The sequence below is a fragment of the Candidatus Kryptoniota bacterium genome, assembly GCA_036567965.1.
Classification (GTDB): domain Bacteria; phylum Bacteroidota; class Ignavibacteria; order Kryptoniales; family JAKASW01; genus JAKASW01.
Map to the genome: position 1 here is coordinate 439,448 of DATCTN010000031.1, position 20,968 is coordinate 460,415.

General features: G+C 51.3%; 15 protein-coding genes. 11 read left to right on the forward strand and 4 right to left on the reverse strand.

Features of this window, described 5'->3' with window-relative positions:
* The first annotated feature begins 135 nt into the window (after positions 1-135).
* The 9 genes from secA (at position 136) to VIS48_16650 (ending at position 14,330) form a co-directional block, all read left to right on the forward strand.
* Positions 136-3,192 (forward strand): preprotein translocase subunit SecA, encoded by a 3,057-nt coding sequence (gene secA, locus VIS48_16610; protein ID HEY9167777.1) that lies wholly within the window; start codon positions 136-138, stop codon positions 3,190-3,192.
* Complete coding sequence (locus VIS48_16615; protein ID HEY9167778.1) at positions 3,189-8,036, forward strand: C25 family cysteine peptidase; 4,848 nt, start codon at positions 3,189-3,191, stop codon at positions 8,034-8,036. The genes secA and VIS48_16615 overlap by 4 nt, the downstream gene beginning before the upstream one ends.
* Complete coding sequence (locus tag VIS48_16620; protein ID HEY9167779.1) at positions 8,033-9,043, forward strand: hypothetical protein; 1,011 nt, start codon at positions 8,033-8,035, stop codon at positions 9,041-9,043. Before VIS48_16615 ends, VIS48_16620 begins: the two co-directional genes overlap by 4 nt.
* On the forward strand, positions 9,040-9,768 hold the full coding sequence (locus VIS48_16625; GenBank protein HEY9167780.1) for a hypothetical protein: 729 nt from the start codon (positions 9,040-9,042) through the stop codon (positions 9,766-9,768). The genes VIS48_16620 and VIS48_16625 overlap by 4 nt, the downstream gene beginning before the upstream one ends.
* An 11-nt stretch (positions 9,769-9,779) precedes the next feature.
* Positions 9,780-10,295 carry a hypothetical protein gene (locus VIS48_16630; GenBank protein ID HEY9167781.1) on the forward strand — a complete coding sequence of 172 codons (516 nt, stop codon included), beginning with the start codon at positions 9,780-9,782 and terminating at the stop codon, positions 10,293-10,295.
* A 119-nt stretch (positions 10,296-10,414) separates the two neighbouring features.
* Positions 10,415-11,656 carry a cysteine desulfurase gene (locus tag VIS48_16635; protein HEY9167782.1) on the forward strand — a complete coding sequence of 414 codons (1,242 nt, stop codon included), beginning with the start codon at positions 10,415-10,417 and terminating at the stop codon, positions 11,654-11,656.
* Entirely contained in the window at positions 11,643-12,092 is a 450-nt protein-coding gene (locus VIS48_16640) for an SUF system NifU family Fe-S cluster assembly protein (GenBank protein ID HEY9167783.1), read from the forward strand. Before VIS48_16635 ends, VIS48_16640 begins: the two co-directional genes overlap by 14 nt.
* A 54-nt stretch (positions 12,093-12,146) precedes the next feature.
* The gene (locus VIS48_16645) at positions 12,147-12,812 is read left to right on the forward strand and encodes an isochorismatase family cysteine hydrolase (protein HEY9167784.1); all 666 of its coding nucleotides are present in this window, start codon (positions 12,147-12,149) and stop codon (positions 12,810-12,812) included.
* A gap of 126 nt (positions 12,813-12,938) precedes the next feature.
* On the forward strand, positions 12,939-14,330 hold the full coding sequence (locus tag VIS48_16650) for an aspartate ammonia-lyase (GenBank protein HEY9167785.1): 1,392 nt from the start codon (positions 12,939-12,941) through the stop codon (positions 14,328-14,330).
* Between the two features lie 98 nt (positions 14,331-14,428).
* On the opposite strand, the gene VIS48_16655 is transcribed toward VIS48_16650, so the two are convergent.
* The 4 genes from VIS48_16655 to VIS48_16670 all read right to left on the reverse strand — a co-directional run bounded on the left by VIS48_16655 (position 14,429) and on the right by VIS48_16670 (position 18,014).
* On the reverse strand, positions 14,429-14,683 hold the full coding sequence (locus VIS48_16655) for a hypothetical protein (GenBank protein ID HEY9167786.1): 255 nt from the start codon (positions 14,681-14,683) through the stop codon (positions 14,429-14,431).
* Positions 14,684-14,769: 86 nt separating this feature from the next.
* Positions 14,770-16,248, reverse strand: coding sequence for an ATP-binding protein (locus VIS48_16660; protein ID HEY9167787.1), 1,479 nt, complete (start codon positions 16,246-16,248; stop codon positions 14,770-14,772).
* Positions 16,248-16,919: a response regulator transcription factor gene (locus tag VIS48_16665; protein HEY9167788.1), complete on the reverse strand. Its 672-nt coding sequence runs from the start codon at positions 16,917-16,919 to the stop codon at positions 16,248-16,250. The genes VIS48_16660 and VIS48_16665 overlap by 1 nt, the downstream gene beginning before the upstream one ends.
* Positions 16,920-17,021: 102 nt before the next feature.
* A complete protein-coding gene (locus VIS48_16670) occupies positions 17,022-18,014 on the reverse strand; it encodes a DUF6600 domain-containing protein (protein ID HEY9167789.1) in 993 nt (330 codons plus the stop codon).
* Between the two features lie 181 nt (positions 18,015-18,195).
* On the opposite strand from VIS48_16670, the gene VIS48_16675 reads away from it, so the two are divergent.
* A complete protein-coding gene (locus VIS48_16675) occupies positions 18,196-18,384 on the forward strand; it encodes a hypothetical protein (protein HEY9167790.1) in 189 nt (62 codons plus the stop codon).
* A gap of 253 nt (positions 18,385-18,637) precedes the next feature.
* On the forward strand, positions 18,638-20,953 hold the full coding sequence (locus VIS48_16680; GenBank protein ID HEY9167791.1) for a M1 family metallopeptidase: 2,316 nt from the start codon (positions 18,638-18,640) through the stop codon (positions 20,951-20,953).
* The last annotated feature ends 15 nt before the right edge of the window (positions 20,954-20,968 follow it).

The window sequence follows — 20,968 nt, forward strand, 5'->3', positions numbered from 1 at the left end:
TCACCTGAGGTGGCGGCCCAGAATAAACTTCGGAGAGGCTGATAGCGTGCGTTGGAGGGAGCGGAAGGCTGATTCCGTTCACCTTGATTACGGGTACCCGCCTAACTATATTTTTTGGACTATTTAAGAGGAAAAATGGCAGCATCCCTTCTAAAGAAGATATTTGGCTCGAAACATGAACGCGACGCAAAGAAATTGGTCCCGGTTGCAGTGGAGATTAATGAAGCTTTAAAGGGGGTGGAGGGACTTACTGACGACGAGTTAAGGCAAAAGACCACAGCGTTCAGGGAAAGAATAAGGGGTGAGACTTCCGAAGTCGAAAAAGAGATCGCAGAGCTGAAGGAAAAACTCAAAGAAGATATCCGGGGTGAAGAGCGAAAAGGAATTTACGAGCGTCTGGAGAATATTGAGAGCGATCGTGATGATATTATATATGATATACTCGACGAGATTCTTCCGGAGGCATTTGCAGTCGTTAAGGAAGCTTGCAAACGGCTCGTAGGTCAAAGCTGGGATGTCACCGGACACAAAATAGTCTGGGACATGGTTCCGTTCGACGTTCAGCTGATGGGTGCGGTAGTCCTCCACCAGGGAAAGATCGCGGAAATGGCGACGGGTGAAGGAAAGACACTTGTGGCCGTGATGCCGCTCTATCTCAATGCGTTGCCGGGAAGAGGGGCGCACCTCGTAACCGTTAACGATTACCTTGCCAAGCGTGACAGCGAATGGATGGGGAAAGTATTCGAATTTCTCGGATTAACTGTCGGTTGTATTCAGTCTGACATGGATACCTCCCAGCGACGAAAGATGTATGAGTGCGACATAACCTACGGTACCAACAATGAATTTGGATTCGATTATCTCCGCGACAACATGGGTGTGGAAGCCGACGATATAGTCCAGAGAGAGCACTATTACGCGATCGTCGATGAAGTAGACTCAGTTCTGATCGATGAGGCAAGGACGCCTCTCATTATAAGCGGGCCTGTGCCGTCTTCGGAACATACCTTCGACGATATGAAGCCGCGAGTAGAGAGAATTGTAAATGAGCAGATCAGACTGATCAACAAGTACGCGGCAGATGCGGAGAAGCTTCTTGCAGAAGGAAAAACCAAAGAAGCGGGGGTACTGCTCCTGAGATCCTACAGGGGATTTCCAAAGCACAACAGGCTGACGAAACTCCTCAACGAGCCGTCGAATAAGCGCCTGATGCAGGAGACCGAACTAGAATATCTGAAGGACCAGGGCTCTCGCATGCACGAAATCGACGACGAGCTGTTTTACGCTGTTGACGAAAAGACACACGTCATAGACCTTACGGAAAAAGGGAGAGACTTTCTAGCGTCGTCGCAGGCCGATAAAGATATGTTCGTTCTTCCCGACATTGGAACGGAGGTCAGCGTGATAGAAGCAGACAAGTTCCTCACGCCGGGTCAAATGCAGAGAAAGAAGGAAGAGCTTTACAAGTTATACGCGGAACGAAGCGACAGGATACACACCGTCTCCCAGCTGCTGCGGGCTTATTCGCTTTACGAAAAGGACGTCGAGTATGTTGTGCAGGATGGCAAGGTCCTGATCGTAGATGAATTCACGGGAAGAATTCTCCAGGGCCGCCGGTATTCGGAGGGATTGCACCAGGCGATCGAAGCCAAGGAGGGTGTCAAGGTCGAGCGAGATACACAGACTCTCGCAACGATCACTCTCCAGAATTATTTCAGACTTTACAAGAAGCTCGCCGGCATGACCGGGACGGCGGAGACTGAGGCGGGAGAGTTTTACGACATTTACAAACTTGATGTTGTGGTGGTGCCCACGAACAGAGTTGTTGTCCGTGACGACCATGACGATCTCATATACAGGACAAAGCGTGAGAAGTACAACGCCGTGCTCACAGAAATTGAAGAGATGAAAAAAGAGCACCGGCCTGTTCTGGTCGGAACGACGAGCGTTGAAGTCAGCGAAACTCTGAGCAGAATGCTGAAGAGGCGCGGTATCGGTCACGAAGTTCTGAATGCGAAGCAGCATCAACGCGAAGCGGAAATCATTTCGCGCGCCGGAATGCCGGGAGCTATCACGATTGCAACAAACATGGCGGGACGTGGAACCGACATCAAGCTCGGTCCCGGTGTTGTTGAAAAGGGCGGGCTTCACATCATCGGAACCGAGAGGCACGAAGCGCGCCGGATCGACAGGCAGCTGCGCGGCCGCGCGGGACGACAGGGCGATCCCGGATCGTCAAAGTTTTATCTGTCCCTCGAAGACGACCTGATGAGACTCTTCGGCAGCGACAGGATCGCGAAAGTCATGGACCGGTTCGGCATGAAAGAAGGCGACGTCATTCAACACTCGATGATTACGAGAAGTGTCGAGCGCGCCCAGAAGAAGGTCGAAGAGAACAACTTCGCAATCAGAAAGAGGCTTCTCGAGTACGACAACGTCATGAACCAGCAGAGAGAAGTCGTTTATGACAGAAGAAGGCACGCGCTCGTCGGAGAGCGTCTGAAGGACGAGATATTCGACATGCTCCGTGAGCATATGAATGAGATCGTGGAGAATTATTACGACGACGGCGATATCGCCGGTTTCATAGATGAATTGAGACGCACGTTCCTCACAGACATAAGTTTTACGCCCGATGAATTCAGGCGGTTTGGTAAGGACGGCGTTGCTGATCGGGCATACAACGCGGCTGTCGACTTTTACAATCGGAAGGAACAGGAGCTCGGAGTGGAGATAATGAGTCGTCTCGAAAGGATGGCGACTCTCCAGGTCATCGACGAAAAATGGAAAGAGCACCTGCGGGAAATGGACGACCTCAAGGAGGGAATCAATCTCCGCGCGTACGGACAGAAGGATCCGCTTGTCGAGTACAAGCGTGAGGCATTCGATATGTTTGTGACGATGTTGAAAGGGATAAACAGAGAAGTACTTCAGATAGTTTTCAGGGCGTTTCCTGCAGTGCCGGAAGAAATCCCGCAGCGCCGAGCGGCGAAGATGCCGAGACGGGAACAAATGCAGCTTCATCACGATTCCGCCGCCGGACTCGGTCTTCAGGGCAACAGAGAGCCCGCCGCGCAAGGGGCGCAGGGCCAAATTAAACGAAAGCCGATCAGAGTCGCCGAGAAAGTCGGCCGAAACGATCCCTGTCCCTGTGGGAGCGGGAAGAAATACAAGAACTGCCACGGAAAGTGATCGACAGAAAAAGGGTCTTTCTTCTAGTAGTTCTTTTCACATTCACGTCTCAGCTGAACGCGGCTGTGCGAAAAGGATTGAGTGTCAAATCGATTTCGCCCACTCAAAGAGTTCTCACGATTACATCCGACAAAACAAGCGTCCTTTCGCTCATAGATGGCTCGTACGGTTCTGTTCCTTATATCTCGTTCCCTTTTGTGTCGACCGGAAATGTCAGCTACTCGGTTCAGAGATCCAATCCCGCCATACTTTCTCTCTCCAGCCCGCCTCCAGCTTTCGTAGACAGCTCCACCGGACTTCCCGGAGTTGCGGAACCGGATCTTGCGGCGCTCGGCGCGTCTAGCGGAGTAATTCTAAAACAGGTCGGGATCATGCGAGGGCGAAAAGTCTTTTCTCTGATCGTTGTTCCTTACGTTTACAGCCCGACCTCCAGACAGCTGACTTACTACGAGTCTGTAACGGTCAGCCTTAATTCCACACAGCCATTCGCTGAGGACTTCGATAAGCCGTCAGGGGTTCTATCATCGAAACTGACCAACAAAGTGCAGAGCAGTGCCCCTCCACCCGCAGGTTCATATATCAGGATTATTGTGAACCAGGACGGCATTTATCACGTATCCGCCACCGATCTCGACACCTCGCACGTGAACCTCTCCGGTTTCACTTCACAAAACATGACATTGTGGAATCACGGGAAGCAGATTCCGATTTACGTCCACACCTCCGGTGGCACCGCCTTTACCGGCGACAGCTATTTTGAATTTTATGGAACGGCGAACAGGGTCAACTACTCCGGGGGCCGTCCCGATCTATACGCTGATCCTTTTACAGACAACAATGTCTATCTCCTTACGGATGATTCTACCGCCCCTGCTCAGAGGCTCGTCACCGAATCGGGCGCACTGAATCGAGTAAGCAACGCCGTCGATCTTTCAGGCTACTCATTCACTCAGACCGCCCATCTCGAAAAGGACCTCAGGTTCGAGCGACTGGACGCCGTCGACCTAAATCAGAACTTTGACAGGCGTGATCACTGGTTTTGGGCGGAAGTCTCGAGCAATCACACGGTGACAGTTCCGTTTACACTTTCATATCCCGATACAACTTCGATACAACCTCTCACGCTTACCGCGGCATTTCACGGGATAACTCATCTTGACGGTTCGAATAACTCGCCTAATGTACCAAACGAACACCAGGCCGAGTTGTTTATTAACCAGACTCATGTTCTTAATTCGACATGGGACGACCAGAACATACAAATATCTTCAGTCGGTTCGGCTGCTAATATCCCTCAGAGCGTGCTTCACAACGGGTCGAACAATCTCCAGGTCTTCGACGCGAACCCGGGAAATGTTGCCGTCTCTACGTTTGCTTTGAACTGGGTCGAACTGGAATACCAGCGTTTGTATGTGGCCGATAACGATTACATTAAGTTCACAATTCCCGACAATGCGCAGCCCGGCTATTACAATTTCCTCATTCAGAATTTTCATAACTCGACCGTCTCGGTTTACAGGTTGAATGTTTCGAAGATCACCGACATCACGATCCGTTATATCAATACACCGGGCTCGCCAGTCGGTTACACCGCATCCTTCCAGGCGTATATGCAATCCCCCGACGATCAGCTGATAGCGGTGAGCGACGCGGGTAAACTTCGACCGATTTTGATCGAACAGGTCCCGAATTCGGGATTGTCTTCGTACGACTATTCAGCCGATTACATAATTATATCGAGCCGCCAGCTTGACGATATTACTAAAACACAGGACCCTTCGAACCCGGTGAACCAGCTTGCGTCATGGTACAATACGCACGGAGTGAAAACTCTTGTGGTAGACGCCGTCCAGGTTTATGATGATTTCAATTATGGAATAAAAAGCCCATATGCAATAAGAGATTTCATATCGAACGCGTACCATAAATGGTCGTCGGCGCCGAAGTACGTGCTCCTCGTCGGACGAGGGACGTGGGACACAAAGAACGGCCATGATGTTACCAATCTCCTCCCGGTGATGCTCGTTCAAACTTACACCTTCGGGGCGACGTCAGCCGACAATTTCTACGCTTGTGTAGACGGAGACGACCCGCTTCCCGATGTCGCTGTCGGGAGGATCCCGGCACTGACTTCCGACCAGCTGAAGTCGGCCATAGACAAAACGTTGAGTTACTATTTGAATAAGTCGTTCGGATGGCAGAATTCCACTTTGCTGATAGCCGGCGAAGAAGAAGTCTTTCACACCCAAACGGATTCAGTCGTGCATGCGATGATTCCTTCCCATTTTTTTACTGAAAGGCTGTATACGAGCATTCAGGATCCGCAAGTGGACACCAAATACTACGGCACGACTCAAGACCTCTTGAATCATTTTAACCAGGGCGTTTCACTCGTCAATTACATGGGTCACGGCGGCGGTGCGATCTGGGCTGACAACGGCATCCTCACCAATGACGAGGTCAGCAGCATGTCGAATAACGGAAAGTACCCATTCATCGCGAGCATGACTTGTTTTGCCGGCGCTTTTGACGGTCAGGAAGGAGTTCCCCTTTCTTCCACGCTTTTGTTTGCGCAGAACAAGGGAGCGGTCGGACTTGTCGCTTCTTCGGGACTCGGCTGGCTTCTGAACGATTTCTATATGGACAGCCAGCTGCTTCCTTTAATTTTCGATTCGACCCGAAGCAACACGAGCGTCGGCTCAAATCTCATTCTCGCGAAGGCAGAGTATTATGCCAGCTATTATTACTGGCCGCAGTCCGTCGGAATGATCGGGCAGTATAATCTGATCGGCGATCCCGCGCTCGTGATTCAACTTCCGCCGAACAACTCGAGTGTAAGACTGAATTCCTACACTGCATCGGCCGGCCAGACCGTGTCAGGGTCCGTCTCCGGCGGCCCGGCGGGCGGCACAGGCACGGTCGAGCTGACGAACTTCGACGGCGACATCATGGCACAGTCAAACGTGACGCTGGATAACAGCGGCAGCGGAAATTTCAATATCCCCTTCAGCGGCGGTTTCGCCGGAGTGGGCCATGCAAAAGTGTATGTACACAATAGCACCGCCCAGAGCTCATCCAGCATTGATTTCTCCACGGAAAGTTCGTTTGCGCAGATCGAAAGGTTCGGAATAACATCAAATGGTTCCGCATTTCAGCTTTCGATTGGAGCTCTGGCCAGTTCCGGATCGGGATTTACCTCGGTCAATTTTGTGGGAAAGATTTATTCCTCCATCAATACGACGGGCGACAGAATCATAGCAACACTAAATATTCCGCTTTCACTTTCTGCGCAAAGCGAATACTCCGCCACTTTCTCGGTAGGCGGAGACACACTGAAGCCGGGCGAGATCATCATCGGCAGCATAGTAGCGAATGTATCGTCGGGTGGAACATTCACGGGCACCCAGGCCAGTTACACTGTGCCTGGGGCATCCGATATTTCCGCGTATTCACCCGGCAGCTATGTAAATGTGAACTCGACCATAAAGGTCGTCGCAGACACATCGGTTCGGCTCCAGGCATTCGTTTACGACTGGAATAAAGTCCCGGCACAAAATGTCAGGGTAGATTTCTATGATGGAGCGAAGAATCCCGCGGGCAAATTCCTCGGATCGGTACGAGTCGGTTTCGACACTCTCTTTCAACAGTTGGCAAGTGTACCTGTAAATCTAACTACAGGCAGCCACCGGATTTATATGTACCTCGCGTTTGACAGTCTTACCAACGGCTATGATCTTCATCCTGAAAACAACTTCGCTTCATCCACCATCAATGTCGATTACACATCCGCGAGCCCAGGCGGAACAGTAATTCTCGACACGACCGGCACTCTGACCGGAGCATCCCCCGGGCAGATATTTCAGGTCGACCAACTTTCTCCGGTTTTGTTTCAGCAGCCATTCATAATTCTGGCGAAGTACAAGAGCGGCGGATCTCAATTCTGCAGATTTCTTTCCATCGGAAGCTCTCAGAGCGGCAGTTACACCGTATCAGTTCTAGTCACTAATCCCGATTCCACCACGAAAGCGAATCTCTCCGCTCTTCATCTCTATATTTATGACGACAGGACTCACACGGTTAATAAAGTTGGAGGGAATTTTGCAGCTGGAGCAGTCTCCGCGACCGTCAGCTCGCTCGGCACATTTGTCGCCGGGTTTTCCTCCGACAACACACCGCCACAGGTAACGGTTTCAGTCGGGGAACAGTTTTTCTCGGACGGCGACAATGTCCCGCCCAATCCGCGGTTCTCGCTCCTGCTTCACGACGAGGACGGGATATATCTCTCAAGAAAGAGCATCAAAGTTCTTCTTGACAATCAGCAGATTGACACCTCACTGATAATCCTGCCAGACACAGTCACCAATCCGACATCGGTTACGGCTGCAGTTCAGCTTCCGCTTACTTCGGGCGCGCACGCGCTGGTACTGTCGGCTGAAGATGCGAACGGAAATGTCTCCGCGCCTGTTACAGTGAACTTCGTGGTCAGATCAGATTTCAACCTGAAAGTTTACGGGGCGTATCCGAATCCGTTTATAAACGACACTTTTATCGCGTTCGACGTCACTTCTTCCAACCCGATTGACGCAGTTGAAGTAAAAATTTATTCGGTGAGCGGGCGACTGGTGAAGACAATCCGGTACCCCAGCAATGACAACAACGAAACCTTCGGTCTCCTCCGGGGAGGTACCGGTTCGCCTACGGCTGTCGGCTATCACGAGGCTTGGTGGGACGGTACCGATAATTTTCAAAACCAGGTGGCAAACGGCGTCTATTTTTATAAGGTCAGCGTAAGCAGCGGAGGCAAGACTGTCCAAGACATCGGAAAACTGGCGAGGTTGAGGTGAAGCGTCTCATAATATATATTTCACTTCTGGCGTCGACAGTATCCGCTCAATCCCAATACGCAGGAAGTTTTCTAGAGATTCCCGTCGGCGCGAAAGCCCTCGGGCTCGGTGACGCCTACGTTTCTCTGGCTGACGATGGGACGGCCTTTCACTATAATCCGGCAGGGACAGCACTTGTTAATTCTAAGATCCTTACCATGATGTATTCTTCACAATACGGTTCAATACTTTCGCCCCTCTCTAATTTCTTCTTCGTCGGGTATACGCAGAAAGTACAGGACCTGAATCTTTCAGTCGACTGGGTAAGGCTCAGTGTGGACAATATTCCCTTCGAGCCGGACCTGGACTGGATCGACTTATCGCCGACTCAAAGAGAACAGCTTGTGAAGACGAGCTCCAACAACGGATATTTCAGTAGTGCCGACGACGGAATCTATCTGAACATCTCGAGGATGTTCAAGTTCGATTTAGACCTCGGGTGGTCCCTCTTCAAGCTTCCCGTTGAGATGCCAATCGGTGTGAACTTCAAGATAATTCACCGCTCGCTCTACGGCCGCGCGGGATCTGGAGTCGGGCTCGACGGCGGATTCATGTTCCGTGTCCCGCTCACGGTTTTCCCATCCGCTTCAGATCGCGGGAGGTTAGCTTTCGGAATGAATGTTCGCGATGTGACTAATACCAGGATAGCGTGGGACACACAAACGACCGAATATATCCCGAGAACCATACTGTGGGGATTGTCGTACGACGCGCCCGTTGACGCCATAAACGGCCATGTCGTCCTCGCTTTTAACAGGGACACGGAATACGGCGATCTTCGTTACGGCCTCGAGTATGTCTATAAGAACCTGCTCTCGATACGCGCCGGCCTCGACGCGGGTGACATTACCGCTGGGGCAGGCATCGATCTTAATTTTATGCAGGTCGATTATGCGTTTCTTGCCCAGAGTCTCGGCAACGTCAACAGGGTGAGCGCTTCGTTTTATCTCGACAGGATTTTCAAATGAAGAAAATTTCATTGATAGCGATGGCGGCGATTTTTCCCGTGCTCTACGGCTGCTCAACAAAGGGCACGCGGGTCTATACTTTAGGAACTCCGCAGTTTGTCCCGCAGTCTTCACCTACCTCGGTGGTGGAACAAGGCATAGGACAGGATGACTCGCCCGCAGGAGGAATATTTTTGCAGTGGTACCCGGTACCCGGAACGGCCGGCTTCAATATCTACCGGGCCGATTCTGTCGACACACATGGATCACCCGTAAATTTCGTCTTGATTGGTTCCGCATCATCTGCAGATTCTACGATGATAGACAATAATTCCGTCGTCATCGGACCGACATATTACTACAGCATGAAAGCTGTCTCGCCGGATCAAAGCCTCAGCAACTGGTCGGATACCGTCAGCATAATGCTTCTTGCGAGACCGACGCTGATCAGCCCGGGATTAGGTCAATCAATCTCCAAACTCGGAATAGTCTTCACATGGACTGATAATACGAACGGCGGTAGCACAGTCCTTCGACTCAAGGATATCATAGCGTCCAAATATATTTATGTCAGTCCAAAAGCGTTTTCCGATTACAGGAGCAGCCCGAGTTTTCCCTATGATACGGTTACAACCGCCTTCGATTCGTTGACATCGGGTCATCAATACCAATGGCGGATCGATAGATACAATATCAAAACAGACCAGCAAGCAAAATCGATCTGGCAGACTTTTACTGTCAATTAGAAAGGAAAGAAATGCGATCCAAATTGGCAATCGTATTATCGATGATTCTATTTTCATTTATCGGGGAAGAAGTTTCAGCGCAGGGACTTTTCAGCAGTCAGCAGGTGGCTCCTCAGGGTTCAAGTGCGCCATCCTATTATTATCTGGGAGGACGGGAAGGATTGACAATCGTCGTCAATCTTTGGGGATTTGTCCTGCACCCGGGGAGATATGAAGTCCCGAGCTCTACGGACCTGGTTCAGCTTGTCTCGCTCGGAGGAGGCCCGCTTGAACATGCGCAGCTGACCGACATAAAGATCGTGCGACAAATATTGCAGCCGGATTCCAGCTATCAGACGCAGGTCATACCCGTAGATTTAACGGATTACCAGAACACGGGTGTGAAGACGCCGCTCCTTTTGCCGGGTGACACGATTATCGTACCCGGCTCGACTTTCAGCGCCGTGGAGGAGATCCTGTCGGTGTTCCGGGATGTCGCTCTGATCTTTTCGGGTGTCGGCACCATCATAATCGCCCTGAAACGCTGACGTTATAATAGAATCCGATGAACTTCCGCGTCGGCAAGGCAGATCTCCGTTTCTCGAAAAGAATTTTACGCGCGGGGATTTTGTTGTAGTGAAGGAAGCATTTAAGGATTGGAGTCAACATGCGTCACGACATAAAGAATGATTTTCCTATATTTCGAAACTGGGAGTCGAGAGGGAAGCCGCTCATATATCTCGACAGTGCGGCGACGACCCAGAAACCGCAGGCAGTAATCTCCTCTCTCGAGGAATACTACTCGAGATTTAATGCGAACGTACATCGAGGAACTTACGAGCTAAGTCAGATGGCGACCGATTTGTATGAAGAAGCCAGGGCCGCGGTCGCACGGTTCATCGGTGCTCCCGCACCGGAGACCGTCGTGTTTACCAGGAACGCAACCGAGGCGATAAATCTGGTCGCTTACGCGTGGGGACTGAATAACCTTCAAAAGGGAGACGAAGTTCTCCTCACTGAGATGGAACATCATAGCAATCTTGTTCCATGGCACATCATCGCAAAGCATACTGGAGCGGTCCTGAAGTTTATCACACTCGACGACGGATACCGTCTTGATCTTGAATCGTTGAAGAGTTCTCTGAGCACCAGGACTAAAGTCGTATCGCTGGTCCATGTCTCAAATGTCCTCGGCACAATCAACCCGGTGAAGGAAATTGTAAGACTCGCACACAGCGCCGGCGCCCTCACTATAATCGATGGGGCTCAAAGTGCACCTCACATGCCCGTGAATGTCGTGGACATAGGGTGCGACTTTTACGCGTTCAGCGGCCACAAGATGTGCGGGCCGACGGGAATCGGCGGGTTGTACGGCAGGTATGAGATGTTGGAAAAAATGGAGCCGTTTCTCGGAGGCGGAGAAATGATCAACGAGGTATACCCGACGTCATCCACCTATGCGAAGCCTCCGTACAAGTTCGAGGCCGGGACGCCGAACATCGCGGGAGCGATCGGACTCAAAGCTGCAGTCGAGTATCTGCTGTCCATCGGCATGCGCGATGTCGAAACGCATGAGATCGAGCTTGGAAATCGCGCGGTCAATCGTCTGCAGAAAATCGACGGGATCCACATCCTTCGTCCGAAGTCCGAAGGGACGGGTGTCGTGTCTTTCACGATTGATGGCATCCACCCTCACGACATTTCCACGATCCTCGATTCAAAAGGGATCGCGATCAGGGCCGGGCATCATTGCGCGCAGCCGCTTATGAGAAAACTCAAGGTCCAATCGACGGCCCGTGCGAGTTTTTATATATACAACAACGATTCCGACGTCGAGGCGCTCGGCTCGGCACTTGAGAAAGCGGCGGCAATTTTCAAACCAAGGAAGAAAGCTGATGTCGTTAGATGACCTGTTCACGGAAATAATTCTGGATCATTACCAGCATCCTCATAACCACGGAGTTATCTTAAACTCCAGTCACAGCTCGAGAGGATTCAACGAATCATGCGGCGACGACATCGAAGTGACTCTCCTGGTCCGCGACGGGGTGATAAGCGATGCGAAATTCTCGGGCGCAGGCTGCTCGATCAGCCAGGCGTCGGCTTCAATCATGACTGATCTCGTCAAGGGGAAGACAGTGGAGGAGGCTAAGAAAGTCGCGAGGAAGTTCTATGAGATGGTGAAGGGAAACGCCCCGGAATCTGAAGAGGAACTTGGCGATGCGGTTGCACTCCGCGGTGTCTCCAAATTCCCGGTACGCGTGAAATGTGCTACCCTTGCCTGGCATACTCTCGAGGAATCTTTTTCCGGCAAGAAGGAAGATCCTGAGAAAGGATCGGACTAGTAGTTTTTTTCACCAGAAGCAGACCGGACAGATCGATTTGAATAAGGGAATGATGTGGAAGCGGGAAGTCTGATCTTTTGGGATGTCGATACGCAGCACGATTTCATGATGCCGGACGGCAAATTGTATGTCCCCGAGGCGGAATCGTTGATCGGAAATCTGGAAGAACTCACTTCGTTCGCACGTGAGCAGAGAATTCCAATTTGCGGATCGGTCGATTATCATACGCTTTCGGATCCCGAGATATCCGATCAACCCGACTTTCACGAGACGTTTCCTCCGCATTGTCTGCAGGGCACGTCCGGACAGGAGAAGATTAGCGCAACGAAACCCGTGAACCCGCTCTGGATCGACAGCATCAAGCTCGATAAGAAGATACTCGATGCGATGGTGAACGATCATAATGGCGAGATTGTGTTTAGAAAACAGAAGTTCGATGTCTTCTCAAATCCAAACGTTCACGACGTGCTTGACATTCTCGGACCGACGGACATTGTTGTGTACGGAGTTGCGCTCGACGTGTGCGATGCTTACGCGGTTGAAGGATTTCTTGCGATGAGGAAGTACAACGTCTTCCTGGTAAGCGATGCAGTGAAGCCGATATACGAAGAGAAGGGGAGAGAGCTGCTTGGAAAATGGTCGAATCAAGGTGTGAAGATCCTGACGACCTCACAGATCGAAGACAAACTCCTCTCCGGAAAAAAGAGAGCGGTAAATTGAAATCGGGTTCAAGTTCGGTGACGCCGGCGTGGTTTAGGTCGGGTCACTTCTAATGAGGTGGTCATTTCTAATCTGTCGGTTCCATCACCGGCGGGAATTTCCGTCCAAATTTGAAAGGGCTGTAAAATGGAGTACAGAATCGAAAAGGACTCGCTGGGCGAGCTGAAGGTTCCTGTCAACGCGTATTACGGAGTTCAGACTCAGCGAGCCGTTGTGAATTTTCCTATAAGCGGGGTGAGGCCGCACCAGGATTGGGTCAAGGCCACTGTGCTGGTCAAAAAAGCCGCCGCGATAGTGAACAGGAAGCTTAAGCTTCTCGACAAGAAAAAGGCAAACGCGATAATTGCCGCGTGCGACGAGGTGCTCGGCGGGAAACTCGCGGACCAGTTTGTTGTGGATGTGTACCAGGCCGGCGCCGGGACCTCTCACAATATGAATACCAACGAGGTTCTTGCGAACCGCGCGATAGAAATTCTCGGCGGAAAACGCGGGGATTATTCCTTAGTCAATCCGAACGACGAAGTGAACATGGCGCAATCCACGAACGATGTGATACCGGCAGTCATCCGGGTGTCTGCGATTCTGATGACCGACAAATTCCTGCCGGTGCTTGCGGACCTGGAGAAATCATTTCTGAAGAAGGCGAAGGAGTTCGACCATGTGATCAAATCCGGACGGACTCATTTGCAGGACGCTACCCCGATAAGACTCGGCCAGGAATTTTCGGGATACGCGGCGTGCGTGCGCGGTCATATGGACAGGATCAAGCGGGCGAGAGAAGAACTCACTCATCTCGGAATCGGGGGGACTGCGGTCGGGACAGGGGTGAACGCCGATCCGAAATACCGTGCCATGATGGTGAAAGAGTTGTCGTCACTCACCGGGATTGGCTTCAAACAGGCGGACAATTATTTCGAGGCGATGCAGAGTATGGCCGGCGCAGCCGCTCTAAGCGGAGCGCTCCGCAACCTTGCTCTGGATATCACGAGGATAGCGAATGATCTGCGTCTTCTTGGCAGCGGTCCCCGCACGGGATTTGCCGAAGTGAAGCTCCCTGCCGTCCAGCCGGGGTCATCGATCATGCCCGGGAAAGTCAACCCGAGTATTCTGGAAATGGTGAACATGGTATCGTTCCAGGTCATAGGGCTCGACACCACGATCGCATATGCCGCTCAGGCAGGACAGCTCGAGTTGAATGTCATGATGCCAGTAATCGGATTTGACCTGACTTTCGCGCTTGAAATTTACGGGAATGCGCTTCGCATTTTGAAAAATAAGTGTATAGACGGGATCGAAGCCGACGAAGCAGTCTGCAAAGATTTCGCCGAGAAGAGCGTCAGCATTGTGACTGCCCTGACACCGCATATCGGATACCTCAAGGCGGCTGAAGTCGTCAAGGAGGCGGTAGCGAAAAACAAAACCATCAGAGCCGTACTTCTGGAGAAGCAGCTCGTGAAGGAAAAACTCCTTGATGAAATCCTCGATCCGTTCAAGCTGACCGAAGTAGGGCGACACTAAGAAAGTCCCGGTTCGCTCTCAACGGGTTCTTGTCTCTTATAATAAAAAAAGTCCGCCATCGGCGGACTTTTTGCATCTCTGCGTGAGGACAGAAAATCTCACTTGCCGGAAGGTTGACTGTCCGGCGTCTTGGGCTTCATGTCCTTTTTCGACTTCATAGCCTTTGTATGCTTCATCGGCTTCATTGATTTCTTCGCACGCATCTTCGTGCTCTTCTTGTGCTTCATAGCCATTTTCTTCTTCGGCATCTTTTTCATTTCGGTCTTCTTCTCCTGTTTTGGAGCGTCCTGTGAATAGACCGAGCCGAATGCCACGAACGATGCAAGGAGCACAAGCAACATGACTTTTTTCATATGTTTCACCTTCTTTGTAGGTTTTTTGTTGGTGATAACATACGAGACGCATGTGCTCCGGCCAATTAAATGGAGATTAAAAAATCTTAATTGGGGACGACCGGGTCAGCGGGAATGAAAACACTGAACTTGCTCCCCACTCCCGATTTGCTTTCAACCGTAATATGTCCGCCGTGGGCTTCCGCTACCCATTTAGCGATTGATAGGCCAAGTCCGAGTCCGGCGGGCAACCTGCTCCTGCTTTTGTCGACCCTGTAGAACCTGTCGAAGATCTTTGCAAGATCTTCCGAAGCGATGCCGACTCCGCTATCCTCCACGACAAAATCCGCACAGCCATCCACTGCCTGAAGCGAGAGAGTCACACGCCCACCTGAGGGGGTGTATTTTATCGCGTTGTCGATGAGGTTCAACATGAGCTGACGGAGCTTGACTTCGTCGCCGCTCACCGTCAACTCCTCCAGCTTGGAAATGGAGATCGCCACTTTCTTCTGGTCTGCGAGGATCTCCATGTCGCTCTTGATTTCCGTTACCAGTTGATCGAGGCGCGTCGGTTTCTTTTCAAGTTTCGCAACTCCGGTATCCGCCTTTGCAAGGAGGATCAATCCTTCAATGATCTCACTCATCCTGATGACTTCATCGAGGAGACTGGCCAGCGTTTTCTTGTATGAGGCCGTCGTCCTGCTTCCGCGCAGCGCGAGCTCGATTTCTCCCCTCATTATCGTCAACGGCGTGCGGAGCTCGTGAGAAGCATCTATGGAAAACTGGCTCACCTGCTCAAAGGAGGCTTCGAGCCTGCTGATCATGTCGTTTAAAGTTTCCGCCAGGCGGCCGATCTCGTCTCGCGGATTGGCGACCTCGATTTGCTGCCGCAGATTTCTTGCGGTTATTTCGCGTGCGGTCTGCGTAATCCTGTCTACCGGGCGAAGCGACTGCTTGGCAAGGAAGTAACCGCCGACGACCGATATGAGAAAGACTATAGGTATCAGGAGTAGAAAAATGGAAAACAGGTTTTGAAGGACTTCCTTTATTTCATCTTCAGGATAAGCGACACGTATCCGGTAGAATTTTGTGTTCATCGCCGCCAGGCGGATTGCCTGGTCGTTTATCATCGCCGTCGTCACAGACACCTGATACGGTTTCAGGTCGGGAGGCGAGGAGAGCGTGTCGGCGCCGAGATTGTAAGATTTGTAAAATGTTCTCCCCCGCCTGTCGAATATGTAGACGAACTGTTTCTTGGAGTTCAAAAGCGAGTGCTCGTAAATCTTGTTCCAGATCGCGAAGTCTTCATCGCTTCTGTCCTGGTTGTCGGACTCCGAGCTGGTGTCGGTGTTCGAAGGCGGCACGAAAAGATCGCGTCGCAGGTTCCGGGTCCTCCCGCGCTCGACTGTGAGTTTACCTTCCAGAATGTCGCGCAGCCATTCAGCTTCGCTCTTCAGTGAAATGTTCAGGTTCTCGGAGAGAGTTTCTCCCGTGTACAAGTACGAGGACACGCCGAATGTCCCGAGTGCAATCAGGAGGACGATCGAATACCAGAGTGTGAGTTTTAGTCGGATAGATTTGAACATTATTCGCTCTTCATCATGTAACCTGCGCCACGCACTGTGTGAATGAGCTTATTATCGGAACCCGAATCGATCTTGTTCCTCAGCTTGTTGACGTACACCTCCACTATGTTCGTCCCGGTATCAAAATTATACTCCCAGATGTGCTCGGAAATAACCGTCCTTGTCAGGACCCGGTTGACATTCCTCACGAAGTATTCCAGGAGCGCAAATTCTCTGTTCGTCAGTTCGATTTCTCTGCCGCTTCGTTTCGCCTTGCGAGTAAGGGTGTCGAGTTCCAGATCGGCAACGTGAAGCGTCGTCGTTCTCTCCGCGCCGCTCCTTCTGCCCAACGATCTGACTCTCGCAATGAATTCCGCGAACGCGAACGGCTTGACAAGATAGTCGTCAGCACCCTGATCCAATCCCTCGACCTTATCTTCGAGATTTCCCTTAGCAGTGAGAATCAAGACAGGTGTCGGCACGCCTGCCGCGCGAATCGATTTGAGCACCAGGAACCCGTTCTTCTTGGGAAGCATTATATCGAGGACGATGACATCGTATTTTCCGGTCAGAGCCATCTTCTCGCCGGATTCGCCGTCATAAGCGTTATCGACTTCGTGGTCTTCACCCTTCAGCCCCAATTTCAGGAACCGAGCTACTTTCTTTTCGTCTTCGATTACAAGAATTTTCATAACGTCACTAATTTACTAAAAAGACATAAGTGTGTCGCGTGGAATTGGCGGACAAAAAAGCCCCGTCTATAACGGGGCTCTCTGATATTCGTTGAATTCTTATTACGGATGGCGACCTGGTCCATTGTCTCGCGGTTTCGACTCACGCTCCCGGCCGCGATCGTTGTTCTTGGGGTTTTCTTGTTTTGCAGGTTTTCCTCTGTCGTCTCGCCGCGGCTGATAATGCGGCTGGGCTTTTCCAGGATTGTCGTGGCGTTCTACATAACGTACCCTCGAGCGAGCCGGAGGAACCGCTTGCTGTGGTCCAGGATGTGGATTCGAACTCCTGCCATTTCGAACTCCAGGTCCTTCGTTTCTCACCTGCGGCGCGAACGGTGCCGGCGAATAAATCCGGACGCGATTGCCTTCTAGTCGCTCCTGTCCTGCTTCATTCGAGCGCTCGACGGCAATCGTCTCGATCCGCCTGTGCGTAAATCTTTCGACTTCCTCGCGATGAAGTCCCGAGTTGTACACGCCTCCTGAGGTGAACCTGAACTCCGTCACATTGCGTGTGCTTCCCATCGCTCTCGGAACCGCTGCTCTCTCAACGAATCTGTATCGATCCCTTCCCATGTCGTCGGCCCGAATGAAAATCCATCCGCCCATCCCTACTCCAAAATCCCTGTTGTCGCCCGTGACGACGACGTCAACCCTGAAATGAAATCCAGGTGGCATCGGTGCCCAGCCGCAGTAACCGCCGCCCCATCTCCACTCGACCCACGCTGGTGCCCATACATAATCAGGCACCCAGACCCACCCGTATTCGGGATCGAATGTCCATCGTCCATAGTGAAATGCTGCCCATCCCCAGGGGTATCCTGAAACCCACGTCCAGCCGTATTCGGTCCAAACCCAGTGACCGTCTGTATATGGTCTCCACCCAATCGGCGTTCCGATCGGGCGCCAGCATCTTCCGTAGTCACCGACAGTGACCCACTCGCCATACGGTGACAGTGAAGAATAGAAATCCCGGAATGAAATCCCCTGCGCCTTAGTTCCTTGAGGAACAATAAAAATCGTCGAGGCGAACATCAGCACGAAAAATAACTTCTTCATCGCGACCTCCGTTTCATAGTAAATATAACGTCTGAGTGCTGGAGTAGTTTAAGGAACAATCCTCCTTAACAATTTTTAATTTTGACACCATTGGGGGTACACCGACGCGCGTCAGTACCTGAGAACAGATTACACAGGCTGGGAACTGAGCACAGACAGGGCAAACGCGGCGAGAAAAGTAATGGCTGATGGTGCGCTCAACAAAGACCAGGTTCTACAGCTGCGGGGTTATGCGGACAGCAACCTCAGCGATCCCAAACATCCGTATGATTACTCGAATCGGAGAGTGAGCATTCCTGTCACCCCGTTTTCCAGAGACAGTCTAGCCACGATCCATCCCGACGAGGATACTCTCAAAATAGACGGATAACTCCGCCACACTTCCTGCCAGGGAACTTATTAGCCCCGCTTCTCTTTTTATAATTAGTTGGAATTGCTAAGTTGATCTTTCAAACGGCGCCTTGGTCTCATTTCTTCGGCAGTCAAATCGTGGAGGATGAATGAAATCCATTTTACATGTTTCCTTTTTAATTTTCGTTTTTTCATTAAGCCAGGCTTATCCTCAAACTCCGTCTGGTGATGTACTCCCTCCACGTCATCATCCCCCCGATAGAGAATTTCATATGGTTAACATAGACTTGAGATTCAAATTCGATATGGAGAAGAAAGAAGTCTTCGGAACCGCTGTGGAGAAGATCGTACCGCTCCGGACAGACTACGATACCGTTAATCTCGATGCGGTCGACATGACGATTGACAAAATTGTCATGGATGGAAAATCTCTGAACTTCGCGTACGATGGCAACACACTGTCGATAGCTCTCGGAGGCAAATACGGTATCGACGACACTCTGATTTATACAATCACATATTCGACTTTTCCGAAAAAAGGAATTTTCTTTATCGAGCCCGACTCCGCTTATCCTAAACGCTCGCCGCAGGTCTGGAGCCAGAGTGAAATGGAGGACGCGAGATACTGGTTCCCGTGCCACGATTACCCGGATGACTTCCTGACAAGCTCGCTGACTGCGACAGTGCCGGAGGATTGGGTCGTTGTCTCGAACGGGACACTGGACAGGGAATCAACGGACCATGCCGATAAGACCAAGACATTCAAATGGGTCGAGACGGAACCGCACGTCATCTATCTCATATCGATCGTGGCGGGAAAATACTCGGTAGCGGAAGATCATTTCGGCAATGATCCGATCTATTATTACGTTCCCCCTGCTCAAGCTTCATATTCCATGGACAACTTCTCACACACGCCGGACATTTTGAAATTTTACTCGGACATCACCGGCTACCATTATCCGTGGCAGAAGCTGGCGCTGGCTGCAGTATCGGATTTTACATTCGGTGGAATGGAGAATGTATCCGCGATAACTCTTACCGATGGGACATTACATGACAAGGATGCCGAGCCGCAGGTAGAAAGCACCGACCTTGTCGCTCACGAGACTGCGCATCAGTGGTTCGGAGATCTCCTGACCTGCCGCTCGTGGTCAAACGCATGGCTTAACGAGGGATTTGCTACATACTTCGAAGCGCTGTACGCGAGACCTGCGTTCGGTGAAGACTACTTCCAGTATGAAATGTCAAACGACCAGCGGGAAGTGATCTCCGCCGACGAACGAGAGAGAAGGCCCACCGTCTACGACAGGTACAACGACCCGGTGGACCTGTTCAGCGTCTACATTTATCCAAGAGGCGCAGACATACTCAATATGCTTCGTGGAATCCTCGGTGATCAACTTTTCACGAACGCGATCAGGCATTACGTAAATGAATTCCAGCACCGGAACGTCGATACCCACGATTTTGAGAACGCAGTCAGGGAAGCGACGGGCTATAATCTGTATTGGTTTTTCAACGAGTGGGTTTACAAGGCGGGGCATCCGGTCTATGATGTCAGCTACGATTATGATCAGAGTTCGCACAAGCTCGATCTTCACGTCACTCAGGCTCAGATAATCGACAGCCTGACGCCATTGTATAAGATGCCCGTGGATATTTACATCGTCACGGCGTCGCAAAAGATTACGGCGAGGATCTGGGTCGACTCCGTGAGCAACAATTATACATTTGATGTAACGGACAAGCCCCTGATGGTGAACTTCGACGAAAACAACTACCTGTTGAAAGTGTTGAACTTCAGCAAGTCTATTCCAGAGCTCGCGTACCAGCTTGCGAACGACCCGAACGTCGCTGGGAGAATCTGGGCTGCGGAGGAACTCGGCACTGCGAAGGGAGATAGTGCGGTGTCCCCGCTCCTTGAAGCACTGAGTAAAGATGATTTCTGGGGAGTGCGCGAAGCATGCGTGCGTTCTCTTGGACATTTCCATATGCCTGATGTCGAGCAGGCTTTCGGAAATGCGGTCGATGACAAAGATCCGCGCGTGCAGGAGCAGGCGATCGACGGACTTGCGGCTTTCAAGGACAAAGACCTTGTCGACCTTTTTTCCCGGATTTACAGTTCGAGGAAGAACTATTTCGTGCGTGCGGCGGCCGTAAGAGCACTGTCTGCCACAGATCCCGACAAGGCTCTTCCGATTGTTGAGAATGCTCTCACACAGGACTCATACGAAGAAGTGTTGCAGAGCACCGCCCTAACCTCGCTCGCGTCCATCGATTCGGCGAAGGCATTCGATGAAGCGGTTAAGCTCGCACACTACGGGGAGCCGCAATCTCTGCGGCTGCGCGCAATAAACGAAATCGGTCGGATCGGTCCGCACGATGCAAATACTATGAGTATTCTGGAATCTTACATCAATGATCCATACATCTGGGCAAGACTCGTTTCAATCAGCTCGCTCGGCAGAATCGGAGACAAAAGCGTGCTCACGGTGCTTCAGGACAGGGAAAAAGTGGAGATAGACGGCAGACTGAAAGATGCGGCAAGGAGAGCAATTGATTCGATATCTAGAAGAGAAAAGTAATAATACGTCTCGGAC

Excerpts from the sequence above, each read along its gene's own strand:
- secA (HEY9167777.1), top strand. The coding sequence starts at position 136 with ATGGCAGCATCCCTTCTAAAGAAGATATTTGGCTCGAAACATGAACGC.
- VIS48_16625 (HEY9167780.1), top strand. The coding sequence starts at position 9,040 with ATGAAGAAAATTTCATTGATAGCGATGGCGGCGATTTTTCCCGTGCTC.
- VIS48_16630 (HEY9167781.1), top strand. The coding sequence starts at position 9,780 with ATGCGATCCAAATTGGCAATCGTATTATCGATGATTCTATTTTCATTT.
- VIS48_16635 (HEY9167782.1), top strand. The coding sequence starts at position 10,415 with ATGCGTCACGACATAAAGAATGATTTTCCTATATTTCGAAACTGGGAG.
- VIS48_16640 (HEY9167783.1), top strand. The coding sequence starts at position 11,643 with ATGTCGTTAGATGACCTGTTCACGGAAATAATTCTGGATCATTACCAG.
- VIS48_16650 (HEY9167785.1), top strand. The coding sequence starts at position 12,939 with ATGGAGTACAGAATCGAAAAGGACTCGCTGGGCGAGCTGAAGGTTCCT.
- VIS48_16655 (HEY9167786.1), bottom strand. The coding sequence starts at position 14,683 with ATGAAAAAAGTCATGTTGCTTGTGCTCCTTGCATCGTTCGTGGCATTC.
- VIS48_16660 (HEY9167787.1), bottom strand. The coding sequence starts at position 16,248 with ATGTTCAAATCTATCCGACTAAAACTCACACTCTGGTATTCGATCGTC.
- VIS48_16665 (HEY9167788.1), bottom strand. The coding sequence starts at position 16,919 with ATGAAAATTCTTGTAATCGAAGACGAAAAGAAAGTAGCTCGGTTCCTG.
- VIS48_16670 (HEY9167789.1), bottom strand. The coding sequence starts at position 18,014 with ATGAAGAAGTTATTTTTCGTGCTGATGTTCGCCTCGACGATTTTTATT.
- VIS48_16675 (HEY9167790.1), top strand. The coding sequence starts at position 18,196 with ATGGCTGATGGTGCGCTCAACAAAGACCAGGTTCTACAGCTGCGGGGT.
- VIS48_16680 (HEY9167791.1), top strand. The coding sequence starts at position 18,638 with ATGGTTAACATAGACTTGAGATTCAAATTCGATATGGAGAAGAAAGAA.